General features: G+C 72.8%; 23 protein-coding genes and 1 riboswitch. Of the genes, 8 read left to right on the top strand and 15 right to left on the bottom strand.

Annotated elements, in window-relative coordinates:
* The first annotated feature begins 36 nt into the window (after positions 1–36).
* Positions 37–1,026: an aldo/keto reductase gene (locus tag ACWC5O_RS02205; protein WP_450582034.1), complete on the top strand. Its 990-nt coding sequence runs from the start codon at positions 37–39 to the stop codon at positions 1,024–1,026.
* Here ACWC5O_RS02205 and ACWC5O_RS02200 read toward each other — a convergent pair.
* A complete protein-coding gene (locus ACWC5O_RS02200; protein WP_450582036.1) occupies positions 1,023–1,208 on the bottom strand; it encodes a hypothetical protein in 186 nt (61 codons plus the stop codon). The two genes, ACWC5O_RS02205 and ACWC5O_RS02200, sit on opposite strands and share 4 nt — an antisense overlap.
* 280 nt (positions 1,209–1,488) lie before the next feature.
* Here ACWC5O_RS02200 and ACWC5O_RS02195 point away from each other — a divergent pair, with 280 nt between their 5' ends.
* Together ACWC5O_RS02195 and ACWC5O_RS02190 are read left to right on the top strand one after the other, a co-directional pair.
* Positions 1,489–2,643 (top strand): PP2C family protein-serine/threonine phosphatase, encoded by a 1,155-nt coding sequence (locus ACWC5O_RS02195; protein WP_450582038.1) that lies wholly within the window; start codon positions 1,489–1,491, stop codon positions 2,641–2,643.
* A 154-nt stretch (positions 2,644–2,797) separates the two neighbouring features.
* Positions 2,798–3,862, top strand: a complete 1,065-nt coding sequence (locus tag ACWC5O_RS02190; RefSeq protein ID WP_450582040.1) for a glycerophosphodiester phosphodiesterase family protein — start codon at positions 2,798–2,800, stop codon at positions 3,860–3,862.
* A 65-nt stretch (positions 3,863–3,927) separates the two neighbouring features.
* Here ACWC5O_RS02190 and ACWC5O_RS02185 read toward each other — a convergent pair whose 3' ends face one another.
* The 5 genes from ACWC5O_RS02185 to ACWC5O_RS02165 form a co-directional block, all read right to left on the bottom strand.
* Complete coding sequence (locus ACWC5O_RS02185) at positions 3,928–4,149, bottom strand: hypothetical protein (RefSeq protein WP_450582042.1); 222 nt, start codon at positions 4,147–4,149, stop codon at positions 3,928–3,930.
* 189 nt (positions 4,150–4,338) lie between these two features.
* Positions 4,339–4,812, bottom strand: a complete 474-nt coding sequence (locus ACWC5O_RS02180; protein WP_450582044.1) for an SRPBCC domain-containing protein — start codon at positions 4,810–4,812, stop codon at positions 4,339–4,341.
* Positions 4,813–4,908: 96 nt separating this feature from the next.
* On the bottom strand, positions 4,909–5,724 hold the full coding sequence (locus ACWC5O_RS02175; RefSeq protein WP_450582045.1) for an SAM-dependent methyltransferase: 816 nt from the start codon (positions 5,722–5,724) through the stop codon (positions 4,909–4,911).
* A 70-nt stretch (positions 5,725–5,794) separates the two neighbouring features.
* Entirely contained in the window at positions 5,795–6,031 is a 237-nt protein-coding gene (locus ACWC5O_RS02170; protein ID WP_450582047.1) for a DUF397 domain-containing protein, read from the bottom strand.
* 2 nt (positions 6,032–6,033) lie between these two features.
* A complete protein-coding gene (locus tag ACWC5O_RS02165) occupies positions 6,034–6,909 on the bottom strand; it encodes a helix-turn-helix domain-containing protein (RefSeq protein ID WP_450582049.1) in 876 nt (291 codons plus the stop codon).
* Positions 6,910–7,227: 318 nt separating this feature from the next.
* Here ACWC5O_RS02165 and ACWC5O_RS02160 point away from each other — a divergent pair, with 318 nt between their 5' ends.
* Together ACWC5O_RS02160 and ACWC5O_RS02155 are read left to right on the top strand one after the other, a co-directional pair.
* The gene (locus ACWC5O_RS02160; RefSeq protein WP_450582050.1) at positions 7,228–7,986 is read left to right on the top strand and encodes an ATP-binding protein; all 759 of its coding nucleotides are present in this window, start codon (positions 7,228–7,230) and stop codon (positions 7,984–7,986) included.
* A 242-nt stretch (positions 7,987–8,228) separates the two neighbouring features.
* A complete protein-coding gene (locus tag ACWC5O_RS02155; protein ID WP_450582052.1) occupies positions 8,229–8,885 on the top strand; it encodes a GNAT family N-acetyltransferase in 657 nt (218 codons plus the stop codon).
* A 41-nt stretch (positions 8,886–8,926) separates the two neighbouring features.
* Here ACWC5O_RS02155 and ACWC5O_RS02150 read toward each other — a convergent pair whose 3' ends face one another.
* The 7 genes from ACWC5O_RS02150 to ACWC5O_RS02120 form a co-directional block, all read right to left on the bottom strand.
* The gene (locus tag ACWC5O_RS02150; protein ID WP_450582054.1) at positions 8,927–9,232 is read right to left on the bottom strand and encodes an acylphosphatase; all 306 of its coding nucleotides are present in this window, start codon (positions 9,230–9,232) and stop codon (positions 8,927–8,929) included.
* The gene (locus tag ACWC5O_RS02145; protein ID WP_450582232.1) at positions 9,229–10,173 is read right to left on the bottom strand and encodes an acyl-CoA desaturase; all 945 of its coding nucleotides are present in this window, start codon (positions 10,171–10,173) and stop codon (positions 9,229–9,231) included. The genes ACWC5O_RS02150 and ACWC5O_RS02145 overlap by 4 nt, the downstream gene beginning before the upstream one ends.
* Positions 10,174–10,210: 37 nt before the next feature.
* The gene (locus tag ACWC5O_RS02140; RefSeq protein WP_450582056.1) at positions 10,211–11,464 is read right to left on the bottom strand and encodes a beta-ketoacyl-[acyl-carrier-protein] synthase family protein; all 1,254 of its coding nucleotides are present in this window, start codon (positions 11,462–11,464) and stop codon (positions 10,211–10,213) included.
* Between the two features lie 38 nt (positions 11,465–11,502).
* Positions 11,503–12,078 carry a lysophospholipid acyltransferase family protein gene (locus ACWC5O_RS02135; RefSeq protein ID WP_450582058.1) on the bottom strand — a complete coding sequence of 192 codons (576 nt, stop codon included), beginning with the start codon at positions 12,076–12,078 and terminating at the stop codon, positions 11,503–11,505.
* A gap of 317 nt (positions 12,079–12,395) precedes the next feature.
* Positions 12,396–12,650, bottom strand: coding sequence for a hypothetical protein (locus ACWC5O_RS02130; RefSeq protein WP_450582060.1), 255 nt, complete (start codon positions 12,648–12,650; stop codon positions 12,396–12,398).
* A gap of 33 nt (positions 12,651–12,683) precedes the next feature.
* Positions 12,684–14,855 (bottom strand): hypothetical protein, encoded by a 2,172-nt coding sequence (locus ACWC5O_RS02125; protein ID WP_450582062.1) that lies wholly within the window; start codon positions 14,853–14,855, stop codon positions 12,684–12,686.
* Between the two features lie 355 nt (positions 14,856–15,210).
* Positions 15,211–15,669, bottom strand: coding sequence for a flavodoxin family protein (locus tag ACWC5O_RS02120; protein WP_450582064.1), 459 nt, complete (start codon positions 15,667–15,669; stop codon positions 15,211–15,213).
* A 122-nt stretch (positions 15,670–15,791) separates the two neighbouring features.
* Here ACWC5O_RS02120 and ACWC5O_RS02115 point away from each other — a divergent pair, with 122 nt between their 5' ends.
* Both ACWC5O_RS02115 and ACWC5O_RS02110 read left to right on the top strand, forming a co-directional pair.
* Positions 15,792–16,433 carry a class I SAM-dependent methyltransferase gene (locus ACWC5O_RS02115; protein WP_450582066.1) on the top strand — a complete coding sequence of 214 codons (642 nt, stop codon included), beginning with the start codon at positions 15,792–15,794 and terminating at the stop codon, positions 16,431–16,433.
* 91 nt (positions 16,434–16,524) lie between these two features.
* Positions 16,525–17,220, top strand: coding sequence for a lipoprotein (locus ACWC5O_RS02110; protein ID WP_450582067.1), 696 nt, complete (start codon positions 16,525–16,527; stop codon positions 17,218–17,220).
* 21 nt (positions 17,221–17,241) lie between these two features.
* On the opposite strand, the gene ACWC5O_RS02105 is transcribed toward ACWC5O_RS02110, so the two are convergent.
* Together ACWC5O_RS02105 and ACWC5O_RS02100 are read right to left on the bottom strand one after the other, a co-directional pair.
* Complete coding sequence (locus ACWC5O_RS02105; RefSeq protein WP_450582069.1) at positions 17,242–17,874, bottom strand: GNAT family N-acetyltransferase; 633 nt, start codon at positions 17,872–17,874, stop codon at positions 17,242–17,244.
* Between the two features lie 119 nt (positions 17,875–17,993).
* Positions 17,994–19,964: a DUF1996 domain-containing protein gene (locus tag ACWC5O_RS02100; protein ID WP_450582234.1), complete on the bottom strand. Its 1,971-nt coding sequence runs from the start codon at positions 19,962–19,964 to the stop codon at positions 17,994–17,996.
* 331 nt (positions 19,965–20,295) lie between these two features.
* Positions 20,296–20,467: riboswitch (cyclic di-AMP (ydaO/yuaA leader) on the top strand.
* Positions 20,468–20,477: 10 nt separating this feature from the next.
* Between ACWC5O_RS02100 and ACWC5O_RS02095 the strand changes: the two genes are divergently transcribed.
* A partial coding sequence (locus ACWC5O_RS02095) for a hypothetical protein (protein ID WP_450780892.1) occupies positions 20,478–21,718 on the top strand: 1,241 nt, incomplete at its 3' end.

The following is a 21,718-nucleotide window of genomic DNA, read 5'->3' as shown; positions in this document are numbered from 1 at the left end:
CGACTGTCCAATGTGCAGGAAAGGTTGGGACACCTCATGCGACAGCGCAGTCTGCGGGATCTCCAGGTATCGGCCATCGGCCTCGGGTGCATGGGCATGTCGGCCTTCTACGGCGCCACGGACCAGGACGAGGGCATCGCGACCATCCGGCGCGCCCTGGAGCTCGGCATCGACTTCCTCGACACCGCGCAGCTCTACGGCCCGCTCACCAACGAGTCGCTGGTCGGCGAGGCGATCCGGGGACACCGCGACGAATACGTCATCGCCACCAAGTTCAACAACCGGATGGACAACGCCGTACCGGGGGACATGAGCACGGTGGGCCGGCAGGACGGCTCGGCCGAGCACGTCCGCAGCTCCGTCCACGGCTCGCTGGAGCGGCTGGGCACGGACTACGTCGACCTGTACTACCAGCACCGGGTCGACCCCGAGGTGCCCATCGAGGAGACGGTCGGCGCCCTGGCCGAGCTCGTCGCCGAGGGCAAGGTGCGGCACATCGGGCTGAGCGAGGCGAGCGCGGAGACCATCCGGCGCGCCCACGCCGTCCACCCGATCACCGCCGTGCAGACCGAGTACTCGCTGTGGACACGGGACCCGGAGGCCGAGGTGCTGCCGGCCTGCCGGGAACTCGGCATCGGCTTCGTGCCGTACTCCCCGCTCGGCCGCGGCTTCCTCGCCGGCCGTTTCTCCTCCCCCGCCGAGCTGGACGAGAACGACTACCGGCGCACCAACCCCCGCTTCACGGACGCCAACTTCGAGGCGAACCTGCGGCTGGCCGCCAAGGTGAAGGAGATCGCCGCGGAGAAGGAGGTGACGCCCGCGCAGCTGGCCATCGCCTGGGTGCTGGCCCAGGGCGAGGACCTGGTCCCGATCCCGGGCACCAAGCGCCGTGCCTACCTGGAGCAGAACGCGGCCGCGGCCGACATCGAGCTGACCAAGGAGGACCTCGCGCGCATCGACGCCGAGCTGCCCGAGGCGGCGGGCGCGCGCTACGACGAGGGCGGGATGCGCTCGGTGAACCGCTAGCCGACCCGGCCAGGGGCACCCCTGCCGCCGCGCCGCCTGGCGTAGGCGACGGTCAGCACGGCGAGCAGGGGACCCCACAGGATCAGGGGCGCGCAGCAGACGTGGAAGCAGACGGCCTCCCACCCACCCGCCTGGCCGGGGAAGTCGTCGGGCAGCTTCCCGCCCCGGATCGTCCGGCCCATGATCTGGGTGGTGAGGGTCAGGACCGTCCCGGAACCTCCGGGAGACCCCCTCCACGGGCTCGTGGGCGGCCCGCCACGCGGCGCGGATGCCTGGTCCTCGGCGTCAGGGGCCCGGCAGGCGCGTCCGCTGCCCAAGATCCCAGCGGGGCACCCTTCACGAATCGCGCCGCGGGACGAACCCCCCTCCGCCGCGCGGCGGATGAGCACGCCGCGCCCGACGGGGGAGCTGTTCCCGCTCTTCCACGTGCCGTACCGCTCGTCCGGGAGCACGCTGGTAGGCATGAGGCTCCGGCAGAGGGGCGCGGGTGTGCAGCAACCGTGGCAGTCGACGCATGCGCTGCTGCTGCTCCCGGTCATGCTCATCGTGGTGATCACCGTGGTGGACATCCGCTCCCCCGAGAACATCCATCTGGGCCCGGCCCTGGTCATCGCCCCTGCGCTCACACCGTCGTTCGCCGGGCCCCGGACCACGGCGTTCGTGGGGGCGCTGGCGCTGGCCGCGCAGACGCTGATCGCCTTCCTCCACGGTGGGATCGCCACCTCGAACCACGTCGTGCAGCTCGTCACCCTCGCGGTGCTCTCGGTGATGTGCGTGGTCTACAGCGCGGTACGTGAGCGCCGCCAGGCCCAGCTGGCGCAGGTGCGCACGGTCGCCGAGGCCGCGCAGCACGTGCTGATGTGGCCGCTGCCCGAGCACATCGGCCCGCTGCGGATCGCCTCCCTGTACCTGGCCGCCGAGGACGAGGCACAGATCGGCGGCGACCTGTACGCGGTGACCCGCTGCGACGGCGCGGTGCGGGTGCTGATCGGCGACGTACGCGGCAAGGGGCTGCCGGCCATCGGGGAGGCGGCCCTGCTGCTCGGCGCGTTCCGGGAGAGCGCGCACCGGCACGTCGCGCTGGCGGACCTGGCCTCCGGACTCGACCAGAGCATCAGCCGCTACGCCACCGAGCTGGAGACGGAGGAGGAGGAGGGTGAGCGCTTCGCCACCGCCCTGCTGGTGGAGATCCCGGACCGGGATCCGGTCACCCTGATGACCAGCTGCGGCCATCCCCCGCCGCTGCTGCTGAGCCCGGGGCACGCGGTCACGGTCCCGAGCCTGCACCCGTCGCCGCCCCTCGGCGTGCACGGGGCCACCGATCACACGCTGGACGTGTTCTCCTTCGAGCCCGGCGACACGCTGCTGCTGTACACCGACGGCGTGGTCGAGGCCCGGGACGCGCGCGGCCGGTTCTATCCGCTGGCGGAGCGGGTCGCGCGCTGGACGGACGACAGTCCCGAGGCACTGATGCACCATGTGCGGCGCGACCTGCTCGCCCACGTGGGTGGCCGGCTGAACGACGACGCCGCCCTCATCGCTCTGCACCGCACGCCCGTCGAACGCCGCCGCCACCACGGACGCGACGGCGCACGGCTGCTGACCCACGACGCCTAGAAGCCCTTGACGCCGCGGTCCCGGACGTTCCCCCGGCCAAGGGATCGGTGCCGCACACGTTCAACAGCCTTTGCGCCAATGTTCAGTTCCGGAGGTGGCCCGCCCCGGCCGGCCGTTGCGAGAATCTCGGGCGCCCCGAGAACAGGGAGTTCCGATGTCCTTACGGCACCTGCTCGCCGGCCTCGCCCTGCTGCCGGCGCTCGCGTTCCCCGCCACCGCCGCGCAGGCGGCCCGGGCCAACCCACCGCAGGCCCGCTTCGACCTCCAGGCCCACCGCGGCGGCATCGGCATGACCACCGAGGAGGCGCTGGAGGGCTTCGGCAAGGCGATGCGGCTCGGGGTGTCCACGCTGGAGCTGGACACCCACGTCACCAAGGACCTGAAGGTGGTCGTCAACCACGACCGGCAGATCAGCGGCGTCAAGTGCCGCGACACCGGCCCGGTCACGCCCGGCGACCCGATGTACCCGTATGTCGGCAAGTTCATCAAGGACCTGACGCTCACTCAGATCAGGACCCTGGACTGCGGCTACCAACAGCTGCCCGGCTTCCCCGAGCAGGAGGTCGTCAAGGGCTTCCGGATGGTCGAGCTGAAGGACGTCCTGGACCTGGTCAAGAGCTACCACGCCAGGCAGGTCAAGCTGAACATCGAGACCAAGGTCGAGGCGGGCGCGCCCGAACAGACCGCGCCTCGCGAGGTGTTCGTCCGCCGGGTGTACGAGGAGATCCACCGCTCCGGCATCGAGCGGCAGGTCACCATCCAGTCGTTCGACTGGGGCGCGCTGAAGCTGATGCACCGGCTGGCGCCCCGTTGGCCGCTGGTGGCGCTCACGAACTACGACTTCCTGCAGGTCGGCCGGCCGGGCGCGTCCCCGTGGCTCGGCGGGATCGACGCCGACGACTACGGCGGTGACTTCGTGAAGGCGGCCGCCACCGTCCCCGGGGTCACGACCCTCTCCCCCAACTACGGCTTCCCGCAGAACGGGAAGCTCGGTGACCTGGGATTCCGCTTCTACGCGGACGCGGCGATGGCCGCCGAGGCGCACGCCCGCAGCCTGAAAGTTGTCCCCTGGACCTGCGACGACCCGGCGACGGTGGAGGCGCTGATGGACCTCGGCGTCGACGGGATCATCACCGACTACCCCAACCACGTACGGCAGATCATGGCCGACCGCGGGATGCGACTGCCCCGGCCGTACTACCCGCACGGCCGGTCCTGACCTGCCAGGAAAGCCGCGAGCCCCGCCCCGAGTGGGGGCGGGGCGGGACTGCGCCCGTCAGCCGGTCAGCGGGCCGGCCTGAGGTCGGTGATCTTCAGGGTCGTCAGGTCGGACTGGACGTCGATCTTGCTCACCTCGGCACGGGGGCCGTCGCCCCAGGTGAGCGTGACCCTGTTGGTGGCGCGGCCCGCGCCGGAGCCGGCCCGGGCGGGCGTCACGGCGGCCAGGGAGAGCCCGTCGGTGAGGGCGACTGCAGTCAGGAGAGTCTTGCGGCGACTCACGGACATATTTCTCGTTCCCCCGGTTTCTTCGCGACCGGACCCATCCTGGCAGTCGACGGACTTTAAGACCGCATTTCCCTCCGCCCGGTTCCGTTTCTCCTGACTTTCCTTCCCCGTATTTCCGTGCGCCTGACACATCGGCAAAGGTTGTGCCGGATTCCGGACCGCTTTCCCCGTCTTTTCGGCCAGATCCCTTCAGACCGTCGGCGCATTCCGCTCCTCGACCAGCCGGGCGAGGTGGTCGAGGGCCATCCGGGTGCCGAGTTCGTTGTCCTCGCGGGGGATGTCGTCCGGGATGCCCTCGTGCAGGATCTCGACGTCCGTCACGTCGTCCGCCTCGGTGAGCGTCGTCGTCATGGTCATGGTGCCGCGCAGGCCCTCGTCGTCCGTCTCGAACGCGAAGACCTCGACGACCTGGACGCCGGGAACGAGTTTCGCGAAGTACCCGCGGTAGGTGTCCGTGCGCCCACCGGACTTGCCGGGACCGCGCGGGTCGTCGTAGGTGAGGGAGACACGGAAGGCCCCGCCCTCACGGGCCTCGAAGGTGTGGACGCGGGCGGTCATGTTCTCGGGGACCCGCCAGGCGGCGAGGGCGTCCGGGTCGACCAGCGCCCGGTAGACGGCCGCCGCCGGCGCCTGCACACGCCGGGTGACTCGCGTGGCGTACATGGCCTCACGCTACCGCCCGGGGCGCGGCCCGGCCCGTCGTTCGACACGAACGGGGCCGGGGTCCGGGAGGTGGGTCGGACCCCGGCCCCGGGTCTTTCAGGGCTTGCGGGCCACCGCGCCGTACATCGCGATGTCCTCGTCGCGGATGTCCTTCTCGCCGGTGCCGTCGGGGTGCCACTTGTGCACCTGGACGATGCCGGGCTCGACCAGGTCCAGGCCCTCGAAGAACTCGTGGGCCTCGTCGATGGTGCGCAGCCGCATCGGCATGTTGCGGGCCGCGTACTCGCGGGCGACCCGGCCCACCTCGTCGGGCGCGAACTCCGCGGTGCCGATGGACATCGCCAGGTAGCTGCCCGACGGCAGCGGCTCCAGCAGGCGGCGGACGACGCCGACCGCGTCGTGCTCGTCCAGCATGAAGTGGACGATCGCGATGACGGTGAGGGCGACGGGCCTGTTCAGGTCGAGGGTCTCGCGCAGTTCCGGGGCCTGGAGGATGGCCGCCGGGTCGCGGAAGTCGGCCTCGATGTACGAGGTCCGGCCCTCGGGCGCGCTGGCCAGCAGACCCTGCGAGAGGGTGAGGACGATCGGGTCGTTGTCGACGTAGACGACCCTGGACTCGGGAGCCACCGCCTGGGCGATCTCGTGCAGGTTCGGTGAGGTCGGGATGCCGGTGCCGATGTCGAGGAACTGGCGCATGCCCGCCTCCTCGGCGAGCCAGCGCACGGCACGGTTCATGAAGTCGCGGTTGGCGCGCATGTGGACCGGGAGGGCGGGCCACTCCCGGGACATGGCGTCGCCCGCCTCCTGGTCGGCGGGGTAGTAGTCCTTTCCGCCGAGGATGTAGTCGTAGATGCGGGCGGAGTGGGCGTTCTCGGTGTCGATGCGGTCGGCCGGCCATCCGTTGTCGGGCAACGCCGTGTCTCCCATTCGGGTCGGGGGGTGTGGAACTCGCGTCAAAAGGGGTGCGTCACAACAGGCACGGTCACAGCAGGAAGTCGGCGTCTCCCTCCTTCACTCCGGTCAGGAAGCTCGACATCTCGTGGGACGTGAACACCAGCGCCGGACCGTCGGGGTCGGTGGACTGGCGTACGGCGACACGTCCGTCGGCGAGCCTCTTCACTTCCACGCAGGCGCCGCCGGCGTCGTCGCTCCACGGCTTGGTCCAGCCTCGGGAGCCCAGCTGCCGGGCCGGGATGCCGTTGTGTATGGGAGGGCGCACGGTTACAGCTCCTTGCGAATCGCGCCGAGCACGGTCTCGGTCTTCCGGGCGGGCGCCGCCTGGGCGCCCAGCCGGTCCAGGGCCTCGCGGTACACCACGACGTCGCCGCCCTTGTCGAGGTAGACGGCCCCGACCAGGCCGTTGAGGTAGACGATGTCGGGCAGTTCGCGGGCCCGGAACCGGAAGAGGTGGTACGCGCCCGCCCGCATCGCCGGGTGCGGGCCGCCCGCGAACGGCATGAGCTGCAGGGTGACATGGGGCAGCCGGTTGACCTCGATGAGATGGTCGATCTGGGCGCGCATCACCTCGGGCCCGCCGACCGGCCAGCGCAGCACGGTCTCGTCCATGACGACCCACAGCCGTGGCGGCCCCTCCCGGGCCAGCAGTTCCTGCCGGCGCATGCGCAGCGCGACCCGGCGCTCGGTGGCCTCGGCCGGGGCGTGCGGGTTGCCGGCGCCGAGCAGGGCGCGCGCGTAGTCCTCGGTCTGCAGCAGGCCGTGCACGAACTGGTTCTCGTAGGCCCGGATCTGCAGTGCCGCCTGCTCCAGGCTGAGGTAGGCGGCGAACCAGTCGGGCATGACATCGCGGTAGGTGTGCCACCAGCCGCGCTTGTTGGCCTCGCGCACCGACTGCAGAAAGGTGTCGATCTCCGTCCGGTCCGTCACGCCGTACACCTGGAGAAGCTTCTCGGCGTCCGCGAGGCGCAGCCGGGCGACCTTGGCGGCCTCCATACGGCGGATGGTGGAGTGGCTGACGCCGATGGCCGCGCCCGCCTGCTCGTAGGTCAGGCCGGCCCGGGTCCGCAGCTCCTCCAGCTGTCTGCCGAGGATCATGCGCAGAACGGAAGGGGCGCCGCCCCAGTCGGTCTCCGCGGTCACGCCCACCCCCTCACACGGGCTTCAGGGTCACCGTCTCACGCGATCGCCTTCACAAACCCATTCGATCGCTTCTTGCCTGGAGCAGCATGCACTTGGCTTCTTGCAATTTTCAACTTGCCTGTTGCGAGCGGTTGTTGACAGGTGACACAGTGGACTCACTGCTCCGGCTGACCGAAGGAGCGGGCGGCGCAGGCCAGTTGGGGGAGACCGGGCTGCACCACCGCCTCATGGGAGGCGGTGTGTGTGTCGTCCGACCCCCGGGCGGCCGACCCTCCGACACCGCCCCCCGACGCGAGGCCGGACGAAAGGCGTACGGCGATGGCTCCGCCCTCCTCCCTCCCCCGACCGCTCCACCGGCTGCCCGAGGACCGCATACCGGTCCCCGACAAGTCGGCCGCGAGTCCGTCCCCGCTGCGGCTGCCCCCGATCGGCCTTCCGCTGCGGGTACCCGACGCCATGGAGCCCGCGCACCGGCCTGCGAAGGCCGCCGGCACCCCAAGACCACCCGGAGGCGAGCACCCCGGTCGACTCCCTGGGCCCGAGGGCCCCGACCCGCTCGCCTCCGGGGCCGCAGCCACCGGCCCCACGGCCGCCTTCGAACTGCCGGCCCTGCCGACGGCGGTCGGCACGGCCCGCCGCGTGCTGCGCGACCTGCTGACCGCCTGGGGCGTCGCCGAACCCACCCGGGACGACGCGGTCCTCGTCACCTCGGAACTGGTCACCAACGCGCTGGTGCACGTGGCCGGCGAACGGATCGTGTGCCGGGTGCGCGGCACCGCGGACCGGGTCCGGCTCGAGGTCGAGGACCAGAATCGAGGTGCCGCCCGCCCTGTCCAGCGGCAGTGCGGGCCCGGCGACCAGAACGGACGCGGGCTCCTCCTGGTCGACGCGCTGAGCGCCGACTGGGGCGTGACGCTCGCCCCCGACCGCCCCGCACGCATCGTCTGGGCCGACCTGACGACCACACCCGAGCCCCCCGCCCCAGCCGGTCCCCCGCCACCCGCGCCCCTCCCCCGGACCATCCCCCACTCGTCCGAAGGAGCCTCACCCCATGCCCCGGCCAACCCCTGTCCCTGACCTGCTCGCCGACCCGTCCTGGACCCGGACCCGCCCGAAACCGGGTCCGGACGGCCCGGCCGAAGGCCATCAGCCGTGAGAAGCCGTACGCCTCAGCCTTGAGCCGTCAGCCGGAGGCAGCCACCCCCACCCGATTCCTCGGTAGATTCGCCCCGATGCGAGCCGTTCGCATCCGTCGGCGGTCCCGGATCCCGTAAGGTGCCGGACCGTCGGCCGCTCAGCCGTTCCATCGGGGGGATTCCATGGTCTGGTCGCTCGTCCGCCGGAGCCGGGCCGCGTCCGGGCTCCCCGTACCCGGACGGTGCGAGCCCGGCCGGCACGTCCTGGCCACGGAGCGGCTGCTGCTGTTCACGCCCCGGACGCACCTCGACGTGGCCGCGGCGCTCGCCGCCGGCGCGGACGCAGAGGCCCAGCGGTGGCTCGGCAACCATGCCGACCGGATCGCGCCCGACCCCGGCACCCGGCGCGCCCTGCTGGAATGGCGGCCCGCCGGTGACGACGGCCGCCGCATCCCCCGCGCGCTGGCGAAGCCCTTCATCCCCGACCCCGGCATCCCGGTGTTCCTGGTCTGTGTGCGCAGGGCCGACCTCAGCTATGCCGGAGGACTGCAACTGGAGCACGGCGCGGGCGAGGTGGGCGGCTGGCTGGCACCGCGCTGCCGCGGGCAGGGCCTGGGCGCGGAGTTGTTCCGGGCCGGGACGCTGCTCGCGCACGCGCACTTCGGCATGACCCGGGTCCGGGCGGGCGCGGAGCGCGGGAACACCGCGAGCCGCCGGGCCCTGGCCAGGGCGGGCTTCGTCCCGGACGAGGGAGCGCCCCGGCACACCCTGCCCGACGGGCGTGTGGTCGAGTCCGTCTGGGTCCGGCACGACGAAACGACGACGGCCGAGTGCACCTGACCGTCCGTGAGCTTCTGTACGTCGCCGGCCGTCGCCCCCGTCTACCCGGCGTGAGGGTCGTCCCCCGGCGGCGCGTCGGGCAGTACATGGAATCCGGACAGCCCCTCCGGCTCCTCGGCCACGCCCGTGCAGTGGGTCACCTGGGCCGCCGGTGGGCCCTGAGCCGCCCAGCGGGCCATGTCGGCGACGTCGTCGGGCCGCCCTTCGAAGACGGCTTCCACGTCGCCGTTGTAGAGATTGCGCACCCAGCCCGCCACTCTCCGCTCCTCGGCGAACCGACGGCAGGTGTCGCGGTAGAACACGCCCTGGACGCGGCCGCTGACCTGCACGTGCTGCCGTACGGTCATTTCTGCGGGCTCCCGTTCTCTCGTCGGCGGGCGGTGATGCGGCGCCGCTCCGGCCAGCGGACGTCGTAGGCCCAGCCGAGGCGCTCGAACCAGCGGATCAGGCGGGCGCTGGCGTCGAACTGGCCGGTGAGCACGCCGTGCCGGGCGCTGGTGGGGTCGGCGTGGTGGAGGTTGTGCCAGGACTCGCCGAAGGACAGCGGGGCCAGCCACCACACGTTGCCCGAGCGGTCCCGGCTGCGGAAAGGCTGGGAACCGGCCGCGTGGCAGATGGAGTTGATGGACCAGGTGACATGGTGGACGAGGCAGATCCGCACCAGCCCGGCCCAGAAGAACGCGCTGAGCGCCCCCTGCCAGGACCGGGTCAGCGCCGCGCCGAGCACCGCGGGCAGGACGACGGAGGCCAGGACCACGAGTCCGAAGCGCTTGGAGATCAGCATCAGCGTGCGGTCGCGGACGAGGTCGGGTGCGTAGGTGCGGGGCGAGGCGTGCGCGGTCTCGAAGAGCCAGCCCAGGTGGGCGTAGAGCATGCCCTTGGCCAGGGCGCGGGGTGAGCGGCCGTACCGCCAGGGCGAGTGCGGGTCCCCGTCGCGGTCGGAGAAGCGATGGTGCTTGCGGTGGTCGGCCACCCAGGTCAGCAGCGGGCCCTGTACGGCGAGGCTGCCGGCCAGGGCGAGGGCGATCCTGAGCGGCCGTCTGGCCTTGAACGAACCGTGGGTGAAGTGCCGGTGGAAGCCGACGGTGATACCGAGTCCGCTGACGAGGTAGAAGGCGACTGCGAGCACGAGGTCCGTGGGGCTCAGACCGTGCCGCCAGGCCAGGGGCACGGCCGCCAGGAGCGCCAGGAACGGTACGGCGACGAACACGCCGATCACGAGCTGCTCGCCGCTGGGCCAGGACCGCGGTTCGGCCAGCGGGGTGGATTCCGAGAACTCCGACAACAGGAGGACCTTTCGGCTCGGGGCAGGTGCGGAGAAGCGGCTAGTCGACGGCGGTGAAGGCGAGCACGGCGTTCTGGCCGCCGAAGCCGAAGGAGCTGCTGACGGCGGCTCGTATCCGCTGCGGGCGGGGCACCTTGGTGACGACGTCCAGGTCCATCGCCGGGTCGAGGGTGCCCAGGTTGGCGGTGGGCGGGATCAGCTGGTGGCGCAGGGTGAGCACCGTGCAGGCCGCCTCGATGGCGCCGGCGCCGCCGATGGCGTGCCCGATGGTGCCCTTGACCGCGGTGACGGGCGGGGGCCGGCGGAAGACCTGGTACAGCGCGTTGTGCTCGGCCGTGTCGCCCTGTGGGGTGGAGGTGCCGTGCGCGTTGACGTGGTCGACGTCCTCGGGGGCCAGGCCGGCGTCGGCGAGGGCGCCGCGGATGGCGCGGGCGGCGCCGTCGCCGTCCGGGTGCGGGGCGGTGAAGTGGTGGGCGTCGCAGGAGGCGCCGAACCCGGAGAGCAGAGCCGTGGGCCGGGCGCTGCGGGCGCGGGCGTCCTCCACCCGTTCCAGGACGAGGACGGCGGCGCCCTCGCCGAGGACGAAGCCGTCGCGGTCGCGGTCGAACGGCCGGGATGCCTCGTGCGGGCTGTCGGCGCGGCGGGACAGGGCGCGCATCTGGGCGAAGCAGGCCGCGGTCATCCGCAGCCGGGCCGACTCGCTGCCCCCGGCGAGGACGAGGTCGCAGGCGCCGGACAGCAGCCAGTCCCGGGCCAGTCCGAGCGCGCTGGTGCCGGAGGCGCAGGCGGTGCTCACGACCATGTTGGGGCCCTGCGCACCGAGGTCGAGGGCGATCTCGGCGGCCGCCATGTTGGGCACGCTGCGCGGCAGCGCGAGCGGCGAGACGCGCTCCGGGGTGCGGTGGGCGAGCCGTTCGAACTCGGCCTGCCAGCCCTGCATGGAGCCGGTGCCGACCCCCATCACGACACCGACACGGGCGCCGTCCCAGCCGCCGGGCGTGAGCCGGGCGTCGGCGACGGCCTCCCGGGCGGCGAGCAGCGCGAAGGTGGTGAAGCGGTCCAGGCGGCGGCTGAGCCGGTGCCCGAGCAGTCCGGCCGTGTCGAGGTCGGGCACCTGGCAGGAGAAGGCCACCGGCAGCCCGTCGAGGCCCGGGTCGATGGCCGCGGTGGACCGTCCGGCGCACAGTCCCTCCCACGCCGCGTCGCGGCCGATCCCGGCCGGTGTGACCAGTCCCAGTCCGGTGACGGCCACGGGTGCGCGCCGCGCCGGGACACGTGCTTTCACGAGCTGCATGAGCCGTGATTATCCGGTCCGGAAGCGGCCGTTCCGGGCTACGACAACTCGTTCGGCCCAGGACGGGATCCGCTACCACCCGGATGTGCGAACGTCACTGACGAACGGTCACTCCCAGCGTCCGCGCCGATGTGCGCACGGACGCGGGGGCGGCGAACGGGGGCGCCGTCCCAACCGGCCGGCTGCTTGGCGCGGCTTCCGGAGGAGACTCGATGGGCGCCCGCGGGCCCGATCGGGATCACCGAGGCGCCGCTGGACGGCGCGAGGCGGACGACGCCGGACCTCAGGCGTCCGGGCGGGCGGTCGTGCGGGGCGTCGTTGCGGGGCAGGCCGCCCTCCGGGTGGATGAGCACGCCGCGGCCCTCGGTGAGCGCGTCGGCGGCGTGCCGCAGAGCGTCCGGGCGCGCCGGCTGCCCCGGTTGCACGGTTACGTAGCCCTCGCCGGTGAGGGCCCGGGCCGGCAGGGGCACCCGCCACGGCCCGGCGGTGACCAGGACGGCGGGCCGGTGGCCGAGCCGGTGCAGGGTGCCGATGAGCAGCACCGGGTCGAAGAGCGAGGTGTGGTCGGCCAAGGATCCGGCCGGCCCGCCGTCCAGACAGGCGGCACCGCTCACCGACGAGGTGCTGGATCGCGTCGACGCCGCCGTACACGTCCAGCAGGACTTCCTGGACCCGCAGGTCGCCGGAGATCTGCCGCGGACCGGTGATACTCGGGACTCGGACAGCGACTACCGCGCGTACTACGGCTTGGCCGGCCGCGGCTCGCGGCCGACCGTGATGCTGCGGGTCTCGATGGCGACCTGTACGTCGGCCTGTTCGCAACTTCTCCGCACTGGTGCACCGCAATCTGCCCGAGGACAAGGGGCGTAACTTCGTCTCGCTCGAGCGGAGCGCGGCGGACTGCCGGGCCGCCGCGCTCCGAGCGGGCCGGTCAGGCTCGCGCGTGGACGAGCAACGCCTGTGCGGCGCCGCGCAGTTGCTCCGCCGCCTTGCTGCAGGCGGCCGCCTGCTGTTCCAGGGTGGGGCGGCTCCGCTCGGGTGCCGCCGAGCAGGCGGACAGCGCGGACGCGGTGGCGAGCAGCCGCCGGGCGTAGCCGTCCATCAGGTCGGCGTCGGCACGCAACCTGCCTGCCTGGTCGAGGAGTTCGTCGGCCGACGGCAGCGTGCGGGGGGACTCGGTGACCATGGTGGCTCCCACTGACGGGGTGTGCGTGCGGGGTCAGCGCGGCAGGACGGCGCCGGCGCTGCGGTGGAACATGAACTGCGGGCAGGACAGCACGAAGAACGGCCGGGCCGCGTCGATGCCGAGCCGGCGCAACTGCCCGGCCATGGGTTCGGCCGCGGCGGTGTCCAGGCGCACCCGCACGCCCCTTCCGGTGTGCAGCCGCAGCCGGCCGTGGGCCCGGACCAGGGTGCGCACGGTGCTCTCGCCGCGCCGGCCGTAGAGGATCCAGTCCGCCTCGGGGCAGCGCAGGCCCGGGCCGAGGCGGCGGCCCTCGACGGCGAGCCCTAGTCCCGGCGCGGTGACACCGAGGTCACGGCTCATCAGGTCGGCCTCGGCGGCCGTGCGGACCGCGGGCTGGCCCCAGATCTGCCGGGAGACGACGCGGGCCTCCTCGCTGCTGACGGCGAGGGAGAGGACGTAGCGGCCGGTGCGGCGCAGGTCGACGCGGCGCAGCAGGTCGGCGGCGATGTCGTACGGGCGTGGCCGCCACAGGTCGTCCACCAGCACCGACAGGGCGATCTCGGCGTAGGGGCCGATCGTGGAGCAGCGGTGCTCGTACAGGGACAGCACCGCGAGCGCCCGTCGGCCCAGCCGGCTCGGCACCATCCAGGTGACGTCGGGCAGCAGGCCGCGCGCGGCAACGGCGTCGACGGCGAAGCAGAGGTGGGCGGCGGAGGAGTCGTAGTAGCGCACCGGGACGTCGACGGGCCCGCTCGTGGTGGGGACGGAGGTGGTGGGGACGGTCAGGAAGGGGTAGCCCTCGGGCGGGTGGGCGCGGTCCTTGAGCCGGTAGGTCTGGGTGCGCACCACGGGGCCGCGGTAGGGGGCGAGCGCCTCGTCGACGTCCTTGCGGGCCTCGGGGATGACGGTCCGCAGGTGCTCGATGTACTCGCGGAGCATGTGGCACAGCGGGAACTCGTGGGTGGGCCCGGTGTAGTCGACCTCGTACCGGTTCGGGTGCGGATCGAAGGCGGAGCCGGCGCCCCGGCCTTCGAGGACGGGCACGATGTCGTGCTGGTTGGTGATGCTGGCGACCCAGGTGCGCGGGTCGGCGGGCTTCTTGTCGTCGACCGGAGAACCGACCGCGATCACATGCGTGACCCGGTACGCGCGGCAGAACTCCTCGTCCTGCGCGAGGTTCATCACCGCGATACCGCCCCCGCTGTGCCCGATCAGGGCGAGGTCGGCGCCGCGCGGGATGCCGTAGTCCGCGAGGGCGAGCAGGATCGAGCGGGTGTAGGGCGAGTGGGTCGTGAAGAGGTTGCGCCAGGCGCCGACGAAGTCCTGCGGGGAGTCGTTGCGGGGGCGGCCGGGTGCCATGCCGGGGGCCTGGACGACGTATCGGACGACGCCGTCGGGGCCGCGCACGTTCTGCACCAGGATCCGCCCGTTGGTGGACAGCACCTCTATGTTGCGCAGGAAACCGAGGAGGGAGCCTTCGGTGGCTATGGTCTGCCGCTCCTGGTCGGTGAGGTCGACGGCCTCGGCGGCGCCCTCGCTCTGGTCCGTGCCCGCGAGACGGGCGGCGCTGACGCCGTGCACCGGACCGGCGGGCAGGCCGCGGCCGGCGGCGAGTGCCCGGCCGGTCCCGTCGTGCTCCGGGTCCTCGTCGAGCAGGGCGCGGATGGCGGGGAGTTCGGCCATCAGGGGCGCGAGTCCGGACAGGGAGCGCTGGGCTCCCTGGTCCCTGAGCAGGGCACGCAGGGCCCGTACGGCCTCCAGGTCGTGGTCGGCGGTGACCGCGGCCATCAGCATGCGCATGCCCGGGTCGCGCTCGAACTCGGGGTGGTCGAACAGCACGGCGGCGATCCGCAGGCGCAGGGAGGTGACGGCCACCAGCGCGGCCAGGCTCTCCCGGCCCAGCACCTCACCGGCCACGCCGAGCACATGCCCCATGCCCTTCGGTGCCGTGATCGCAAAGCCGCCGAGGCCCTCCTTGTTCGTCAGGGCCCGCAGCAGCGCCCACTGGGCGGCGAGAGCGGTACGGGGACGGCGGCGCGCGGAGGCGGTCAGGGCCGGCGCGAACAGCGCGGTGCTGGTGCGTGTGGACACCTCGCGGATGCCCTCGGCGACGTCCACGACGTCCCGTGCGCACCGGCGCAGCAATTCCTTGGTGTCCTGCTCGTCCTGGGCGGTCCGTCCGCGTATGTGGCCGTCCGCTCCCATACGACGCTCCCTCGGCTCGACGACGTTCGACGGTGTGCGACCGCGCCCCGGGGACGCGGTCCGCCTCCTCATCGTCGGCCAGCGGCACCGCGCCCGCACCTTCGTCCATCCAGGCAGAGGATGTGCGCCGGGTCCGAGATCGCCGTGCGCGCCTGGGCCGGGGCCGGACGCGGCTCCCGCACAAGCGCCGCACATGACCCCCTCCACTGGCCCGCTCCTGCGCGCGGGAGGTGCGGGCGTGACCACGTCCGCCCGACACCCGAACGGTCTACGGGCCCCGCCCCCCGGCACGGTCCCGGTCGGCCTTCCGGTGCACAGCCGTCACCTGCTCACGCCCGTCGTCGGCACCTCACCGTCAGGCCTCGGCCATGAGCCCGGCCGCGACCGTGGCGCCCAGCTCCCAGCAGGCCTGCACGTCGGCCTTGCCGGGTTCGCCGGTGACGGTCACCGCGTCGGTGGCACGGCGCCAGCCGAGGCCGGTGGTGAGGGCCTCGATGGCGCGCACGGCGCCCGTGACGTCGCTGCCGCCGTGGACGTAGTAGCCGAAGGGCCGGCCCCGGGTCTCGTCCAGGCAGGGGTAGTAGACCTGGTCGAAGAAGTGCTTGAGGGCGCCGGACATGTAGCCGAGGTTCGCCGGGGTGCCGAGGAGGTAGCCGTCGGCCTCCAGGACGTCGGAGGCGGTGGCGGACAGGGCGGCCCGCCGTACGACGCGGACACCCTCGATCTCCGGTGTGGTCGCGCCGGAGACGACGGCCTCGAACATGGCCTGGCAGTTGGGCGAGGGGGTGTGATGCACGATCAGCAAGGTAGGCACGTTCCGAACCCTGCACCGCGGGCGCCGCAGTCCGCAAACGGCACCCGGCGCGCGACATTGTGGGCCCCGGCACGGGAGTGCGACGATGCCGGGCACCTGGACGGGACACGGGAGGAGCTGTCTTGGGCGAGGACGAACAGCGGGCACCGGCCGCGGTGGTGTTCGACGCGCTGGGTCTCGACTACGAGAAGGCGTTCGCGTCGTCCGACGCGCACCGGGCCTCGCTGCGATGGCTGCTGGACCGGCTGGATCCCGGCAGCCGGGTGCTGGACGTGGGCAGCGGGACGGGACGGCCGACCGCGCAGACCCTCGCCGAGGCGGGGCACAGCGTGCTGGGCGTCGATGTCTCCCCGGTGATGGTCGACATCGCCGCCCGGCAGGTGCCCGGGGCCGAGTTCCGGCTGGCCGACATTCGTGAACTGCCGCTCGCCGAGGGCTCGTTCGACGCGGTGTGCGGGTACTTCTCGCTGCTGCAGATGTCCCGTGCCGAGCAGTCGGCCGTCGTGCGCCGGATGGCACGTGCGCTGCGGCCCGGCGGGCTCGCGGTGCTGGCCACCGTGCCCCTCGACGTGGAGGCCGTCGAGGCGGTGTTCATGGGACAGCCGGTGCGAGTGACGAGCTTCGACGCCGGGGACTTCGCGCAGCTGGCGACCGGGGCGGGCCTGACGGTCCTGTCCGAGGAGCACGCCACGTTCTCCCCGGCCCATCCCGACGCCGTACCCGAGCCGCATCTGTTCCTGCACTGCCGGCGGGACGGGGACTGAGCCCTCCCCTCCTCCTGGCCCCCGCTATTGCGTACGGCGATGTCGGTGCCCTCGGTTACAGTGGCCGCGCCGAACAGGAGGGGAGACGACGGTGCAGGTCAGGGTGGGGTCCGTGCGAGGCCGGGTGGTCCAGGCGGTGGTGCTGGCGGCGGTACTGGGAGGTTGCTCGCAGTCGCCGGACGGGGCGGCGAAGGCGTCGGGGAGCCCGTCGGCCGCCGGGAGTGCGGGGGCGAAGAGCGCGGTCGCGGCGCGCGGCGGCACCATCGGTGCCGCGGGGTCGGCCTGCGAACTGCCCGTCAGCTTCGACATCGCCAAGAGCTGGAAGCCCAAGGGGATCGACGCCGGGAAGGAGCTGTCGAAGGCATCGAAGGGGTCGGACGGCGACCTGAGCGGAGCCCTGGCCGACGCCTTCCTCCGGCAGGGCCCGGTCACCACCGCCTGTGAGATCGACGCCAAGCCCGCCGGCAAGATCGGCTTCCTGCGGGTGTGGACCGGCGAGCCGGGCGACGCCGACGCGCGTACGGTCCTGCGGCAGTTCGTGGCCGCCGAGGACAACACCAGCAAGGCGAAGTACGGCTCCTTCAGGACGGCCACCGGCCTGTCCGGTGTCGAGGTGGAGTACCTCTACACGAGCAAGCTCCTGGAGGAGACGAAGAAGGAGAGCGCCCTGGCGGTCTCGACGCCCCACGGCCCTGTCGTGCTGCACCTCGGCGGGATGGACACCGAGGAGCACAACGCGATGCTGCCCGCGTACGAACTCGCCAAGCAGACCCTGCGCGTCCTCTGACGGACGCCGTCGGACGGGTGCTCAGTCCGGGGCCGTGGCCCGGCCCAGATACGTGAGCGGGCCGGGGTCCGCAACCGGGATCTCGTGGAAGCCGAGCCGGTCGTAGAACGCGCGGGCGGCCGTGTTGGCGGTGACCATGCCGAGGTGGACGGCCGGAACGCCCTGTGCGCGCAGGGCGTTCAGCAGCGTGTGCATCAACCGGCGTCCGTGTCCGCGCCCTTGCCAGAGCGGCAGCAGGTCGATGTGCAGATGGGCGGGGTAGGCGGCGAGTTCGGGTACGAGCATGCGTTCCGGGCGGTGCAGAAGGCCGAGCATCTCCTCGGTGGGCGTGCGGGGCGGCGCGGTGGGTTCCGGGTAGCGGTCGGCCAGCAGGGGGATCCAGGTCCGCCGGAAGTCCCTGACGAACCGCTCGGTGTCCGCCGTACCGAGGACGTACCCCACCGCCTCGCCTTCGCCGTCGTCCAGGACGAAGGCCAGGTCCGGGTCGAGGTGGCAGTAGGGCTCGGCGAAGATCGACGGCATCAGGCGCAGGTCCGGATAGAGGGCGCGGGAGTCGCCGCCGTTGTGCGCGGTGCGAACGCAGATGTCGGCGACCGCGTCACGGTCGGCGGGGCGGTAGGGGCGGATCGCGGGGCGGGTGTCCGTGGGTGGCATGCGGACATCTTCATGCGCTTGGGAGCGCTCCCACAAGCGGCTGGCCGGCTCCGGACAACGAAGCGGCGGCCGCACCGCTGGAGGGTGGGGCCGCCGCTTCGCTGTTCCGTGACGTGCGGTCAGTACCGCAGGCGCTTGGCCCGGATCAGCATGACGAGGCCGGACAGGGCGAGCAGCGTGCCGATGGCGGCGGGCCACAGGTGCGCGCCGGTCTCGGCGAGACCGCCCTGGACCGCCTGGGGTTCGGACTGGGCGGCAGGGGGCTGCGCCTGTGCGGCCGGGGACTGGGCGGCCTGACTGCCGGCCGGGGTCTGGGTGGCCTTACCGACCTCGCCTGCGCCCGAGTCGGACGGTGCGGTCGACGCGGCCTTGTCAGCCTTGCCGGCCCTGGCGGGAGCGCTCTGCCCGGTCTGGCCGTCCTGCTTGCCGGACTGGCTGTCGTGCTTGGCGGGCTTGTCGTGCTTGGTGGTGTTCGCCGGCGAGGTCGTCTTGTAGGTCCGGGGCTCCTGCGTCGAGTCGGAGGAGGCCGGGGCGGGCTCGGCCGGGGCGCTCGTGCCGGGGTCGGCCGTGGCGCCGCCGTTGCCGGGGGCCTCCGTCGCACCGTTGTCGTCGCCCGGGCTCGGGGCCGTGGTGGCACCGGAGTCGTCACCGCCGCGAGGTCCGCAGGTCCGGCCGGAGTTGATGCAGTCGACCATCTCGCGCATCAGGTCCTCGTCGAAGACGTTGATGAAGTCGCCGTGGTCGGTGACCGGCTTGTGCAGTTGCTCGGGGAAGGAGTCCACCGCGAAGAGCGGCACCGTCCGCCCGCCGTCGTTCAGGCTCGGCGCGGCGACGTCGTAGACGATGCGCTGGACCAGCTGCGGGATCGCCCGGAAGCCCTCGGGGCAGGCGCCGTCGGGGCCGGCGAAGGCCACGTGGGTGCGGTGGTTGGCGCTGTCGATGTTGCGGCCGTCCCAGCAGCTCTGGAAGTGGAAGGTGCGCACCACGTCGCTGCCGGACGGACACAGCGGGTACTTGTCCTTCAGCTGCCGGTCCTCGAAACCGGTGCAGCTCCACGAGGCGTTCGCGTTGGCGGGGCCGTTGACGAAGGCCTTCGCGTCGCCGGTGATGATGCGCAGCAGGCGCGGCATCTCGGTGACCTTGCCGCGCGGGTTGCCCACGAAGGTCAGTGTCACCTGCTTGGCCGTGACGATCTGGCCCGCGTTGCCCTCGGTACCACCGCCCGGGGCACCGGCGTCCCGTTCCTGCTTGCCGTTCTGCAGCCGCAGCACCGGCCAGTAGTACGTGGACTTGTCGCCCTGGTCCACGCAGCTGGTCTCGGCGCTGGCCAGGTCCTCGTCGCTGGCGAAGGCGTTGTTGGACTGGTTGCCGATGTAGTCGTGGAAGTGGTGGGCGCCGTTGGAGACGCCGGGCGCGACGATCACGTTGTCGGAGTTGAACAGGCCGCCTGCGTTGACACCGCACTCGGAGGTGAAGGTGCCGCGCGAGGCGTCGGCCTGCTGGGGCGGGTTCGGCACGTTCGGCTGTACGGAGGTGATGTCCGCGTAGTCGGAGGCGACGGGGCCGTTGCCGCCCTGGCCGGCGCCGTTCTGGCCCTGGCCGGAACCCTGTTGGGCTCCGTCGCTCGGGGTGGCGCTGCTCTGGCCGGCGTCGCCCGTGTCGCCGCCCGCGCCGTCCTGGCCGGGGCGCAGGGTGCAGGCGGCCAGGGATTCCAGTCCTTCCGGCCGGTCCCCCACCTGGTCGATGGCGACGGCGATCCGCTCGATCGTGGCCGACCGCTTCTCCTTCAGCGGGTTCATGATGGGGTCGTCCGCGGCCGAAGGGTCCTGGCGGACGGACTCGGCCGACGCCTGGAGCTGCTGGTACGCGGCCGCGATCTGCTGGTCCAGCTGGGCGAGTTCGCGGTCGACGGCCTCGCGGGCGCCGTCCGGCACCGTCGTCAGCCGGCTGCCGACGTCCGGACAGTCGATCGTGGCCATGCCCGCGGAGCGGACCTGCCCCGTCGCGTCGGGGCCGCTGTCCCCGCCCCATGTGCCCTCGGAGGCCGAGGCGTAGACATTCGCCGCGACGAGCCCGCCTCCGCCCAGCATCAGGGCGACCGCTGCGAAGGTCGCGCGTCGTGCACGGGTCGGGCGTCTGCGCGTGTTGCGTCCCACGGAAGTACCTCTGAGTCTGTCGAGCGGCTCGGCATGGAAATCCCCCGCCCCATACGGATCCGGGCGCCCGAGTGTTCAGGCGTCCCGAGAATTCATCAGAATCTCATAGGCACCGCGCCACCCAGGGGGTGCCTCGTCTCGAACGGCAAGACGAACATCACATATCCGTATCGGACATTGCGCACTTCAACCTTCACACGGGCCACACAAATTGGCTAGGTTGACGACCAGGCCGCACGGCTCCCCCGGCGAACCGCGCCGGGCCGCGTGGCCCCCGCCGAATCCGGTGCACCGTGGAGTGCGGCCGGAGCCGGGGACCCGACCGACTTCGGGGTGAATCGGCCAACGCCCTTGCAGGCGACGGCCGTAGGGCACGCCTTCCGGAACCCACCGCCCGAACCCGACAGCCGGCTCGGTAGGCGGAGCACGGAAGGAGTGCGTCCCTTCATGGCGACGGACAGCCGCGACGAGGTCCGGCAGCGGATCAACTCCCTCTACGACCGGGCCGAGGACGAGACGGGGAACTTCAACGCGACACGGGCCATGGCGGGGGCGACGCGGACTCGTGGTGTTCCGCTGGCCAAGCGGCCGAACCGGCGCTCGGACCCGGCCCTCGACGAGGTGGCCAAGCAGTGGTTCGAAGGGGCGCGGGCCAAGCTCGGCCCGTCCGTACCCGCGGTACTGCCGGCGGACCGGATGCCCGGCCGGCGGGCCGCCCCGGCCCTCCCCGGGGACCGAGGCGACGGCGATCGCCCCGCTCGCGACCGGGAGACACCGGGACGAGGCCTGCCGGAGTTGCCCGCCGGCCCCTCGGGGAGGACGGGTGCCCGTGCGTTGCCGGAGCTGCCGAGCGGGGCCGCCACCGAGCTGACCGCTCGGCCCGTCCCCGAACTGACGAGCCGTGCCCTTCCTGAACTGACCAGCCGGGTCATGGAAGTAGCGGCCGACCGCACCGCTCCGGAGCTCCCCGGCCGAGCCGCGGCCGAGCCGCCGAGCCGGGCCATGCTGGAACCGGCGGGCCGCACCTCGGCGCAGACGACCGCCCTCCCTCTCCCCGCTCTGCCCGCCCCCCCGACGCCCCCGCAGCAGGAGTCCCGGGCACTACCTGCCCCCGGCACCGAGTCCCGGCGACCCGCCCCGGCGGTGTCCAAGGCGGAGAACCGGCGGAAACTCGCCGCGGCACGGGACCTGTTGTCCCGCGGCATCGCCCTGCGCGCCGCGGCTGCCCAGCCCACTCCCGCGCCGGACGCCCTGGGCACCGCAGCGGGTCAGGCACCGCAGCCGGCCGAGGACCAGTGGCGCGCACCGCAGTGGGCGGCACCTGGCGTGTTCCCGGCGCAGGAAGCGGCCACCGCGCTCGGCGTCACCGCGCTTCCTGCCGCCACCGAGCCCTTCAACCGCCCGACCGCGACAGCGCCCCTGACCGACACCGGCTCCTTCGCCGCGCCCTTGCCCTCGGCCCTCCCGACCGACACCGGCTCCTTCGCCGCACCGCTCACCGTCGACACCGGGTCCTTCGCCGTTCCTCTCCCGACCGACACCGGCTCGTTCGCCGCACCTCCGACTGCAGCCCTCCCGACCGATACCGGCTCGTTCGCCGCACCGCTCACCGTCGACACCGGGTCCTTCGCCGTTCCTCTCCCGACCGACACCGGCTCGTTCGCCGCACCTCCGACTGCAGCCCTCCC

Source organism: Streptomyces sp. NPDC001450, from assembly GCF_053597295.1.
Note: the sequence above shows the minus strand (reverse complement) of the source record. Positions and strands in the feature narration are given on the sequence as shown.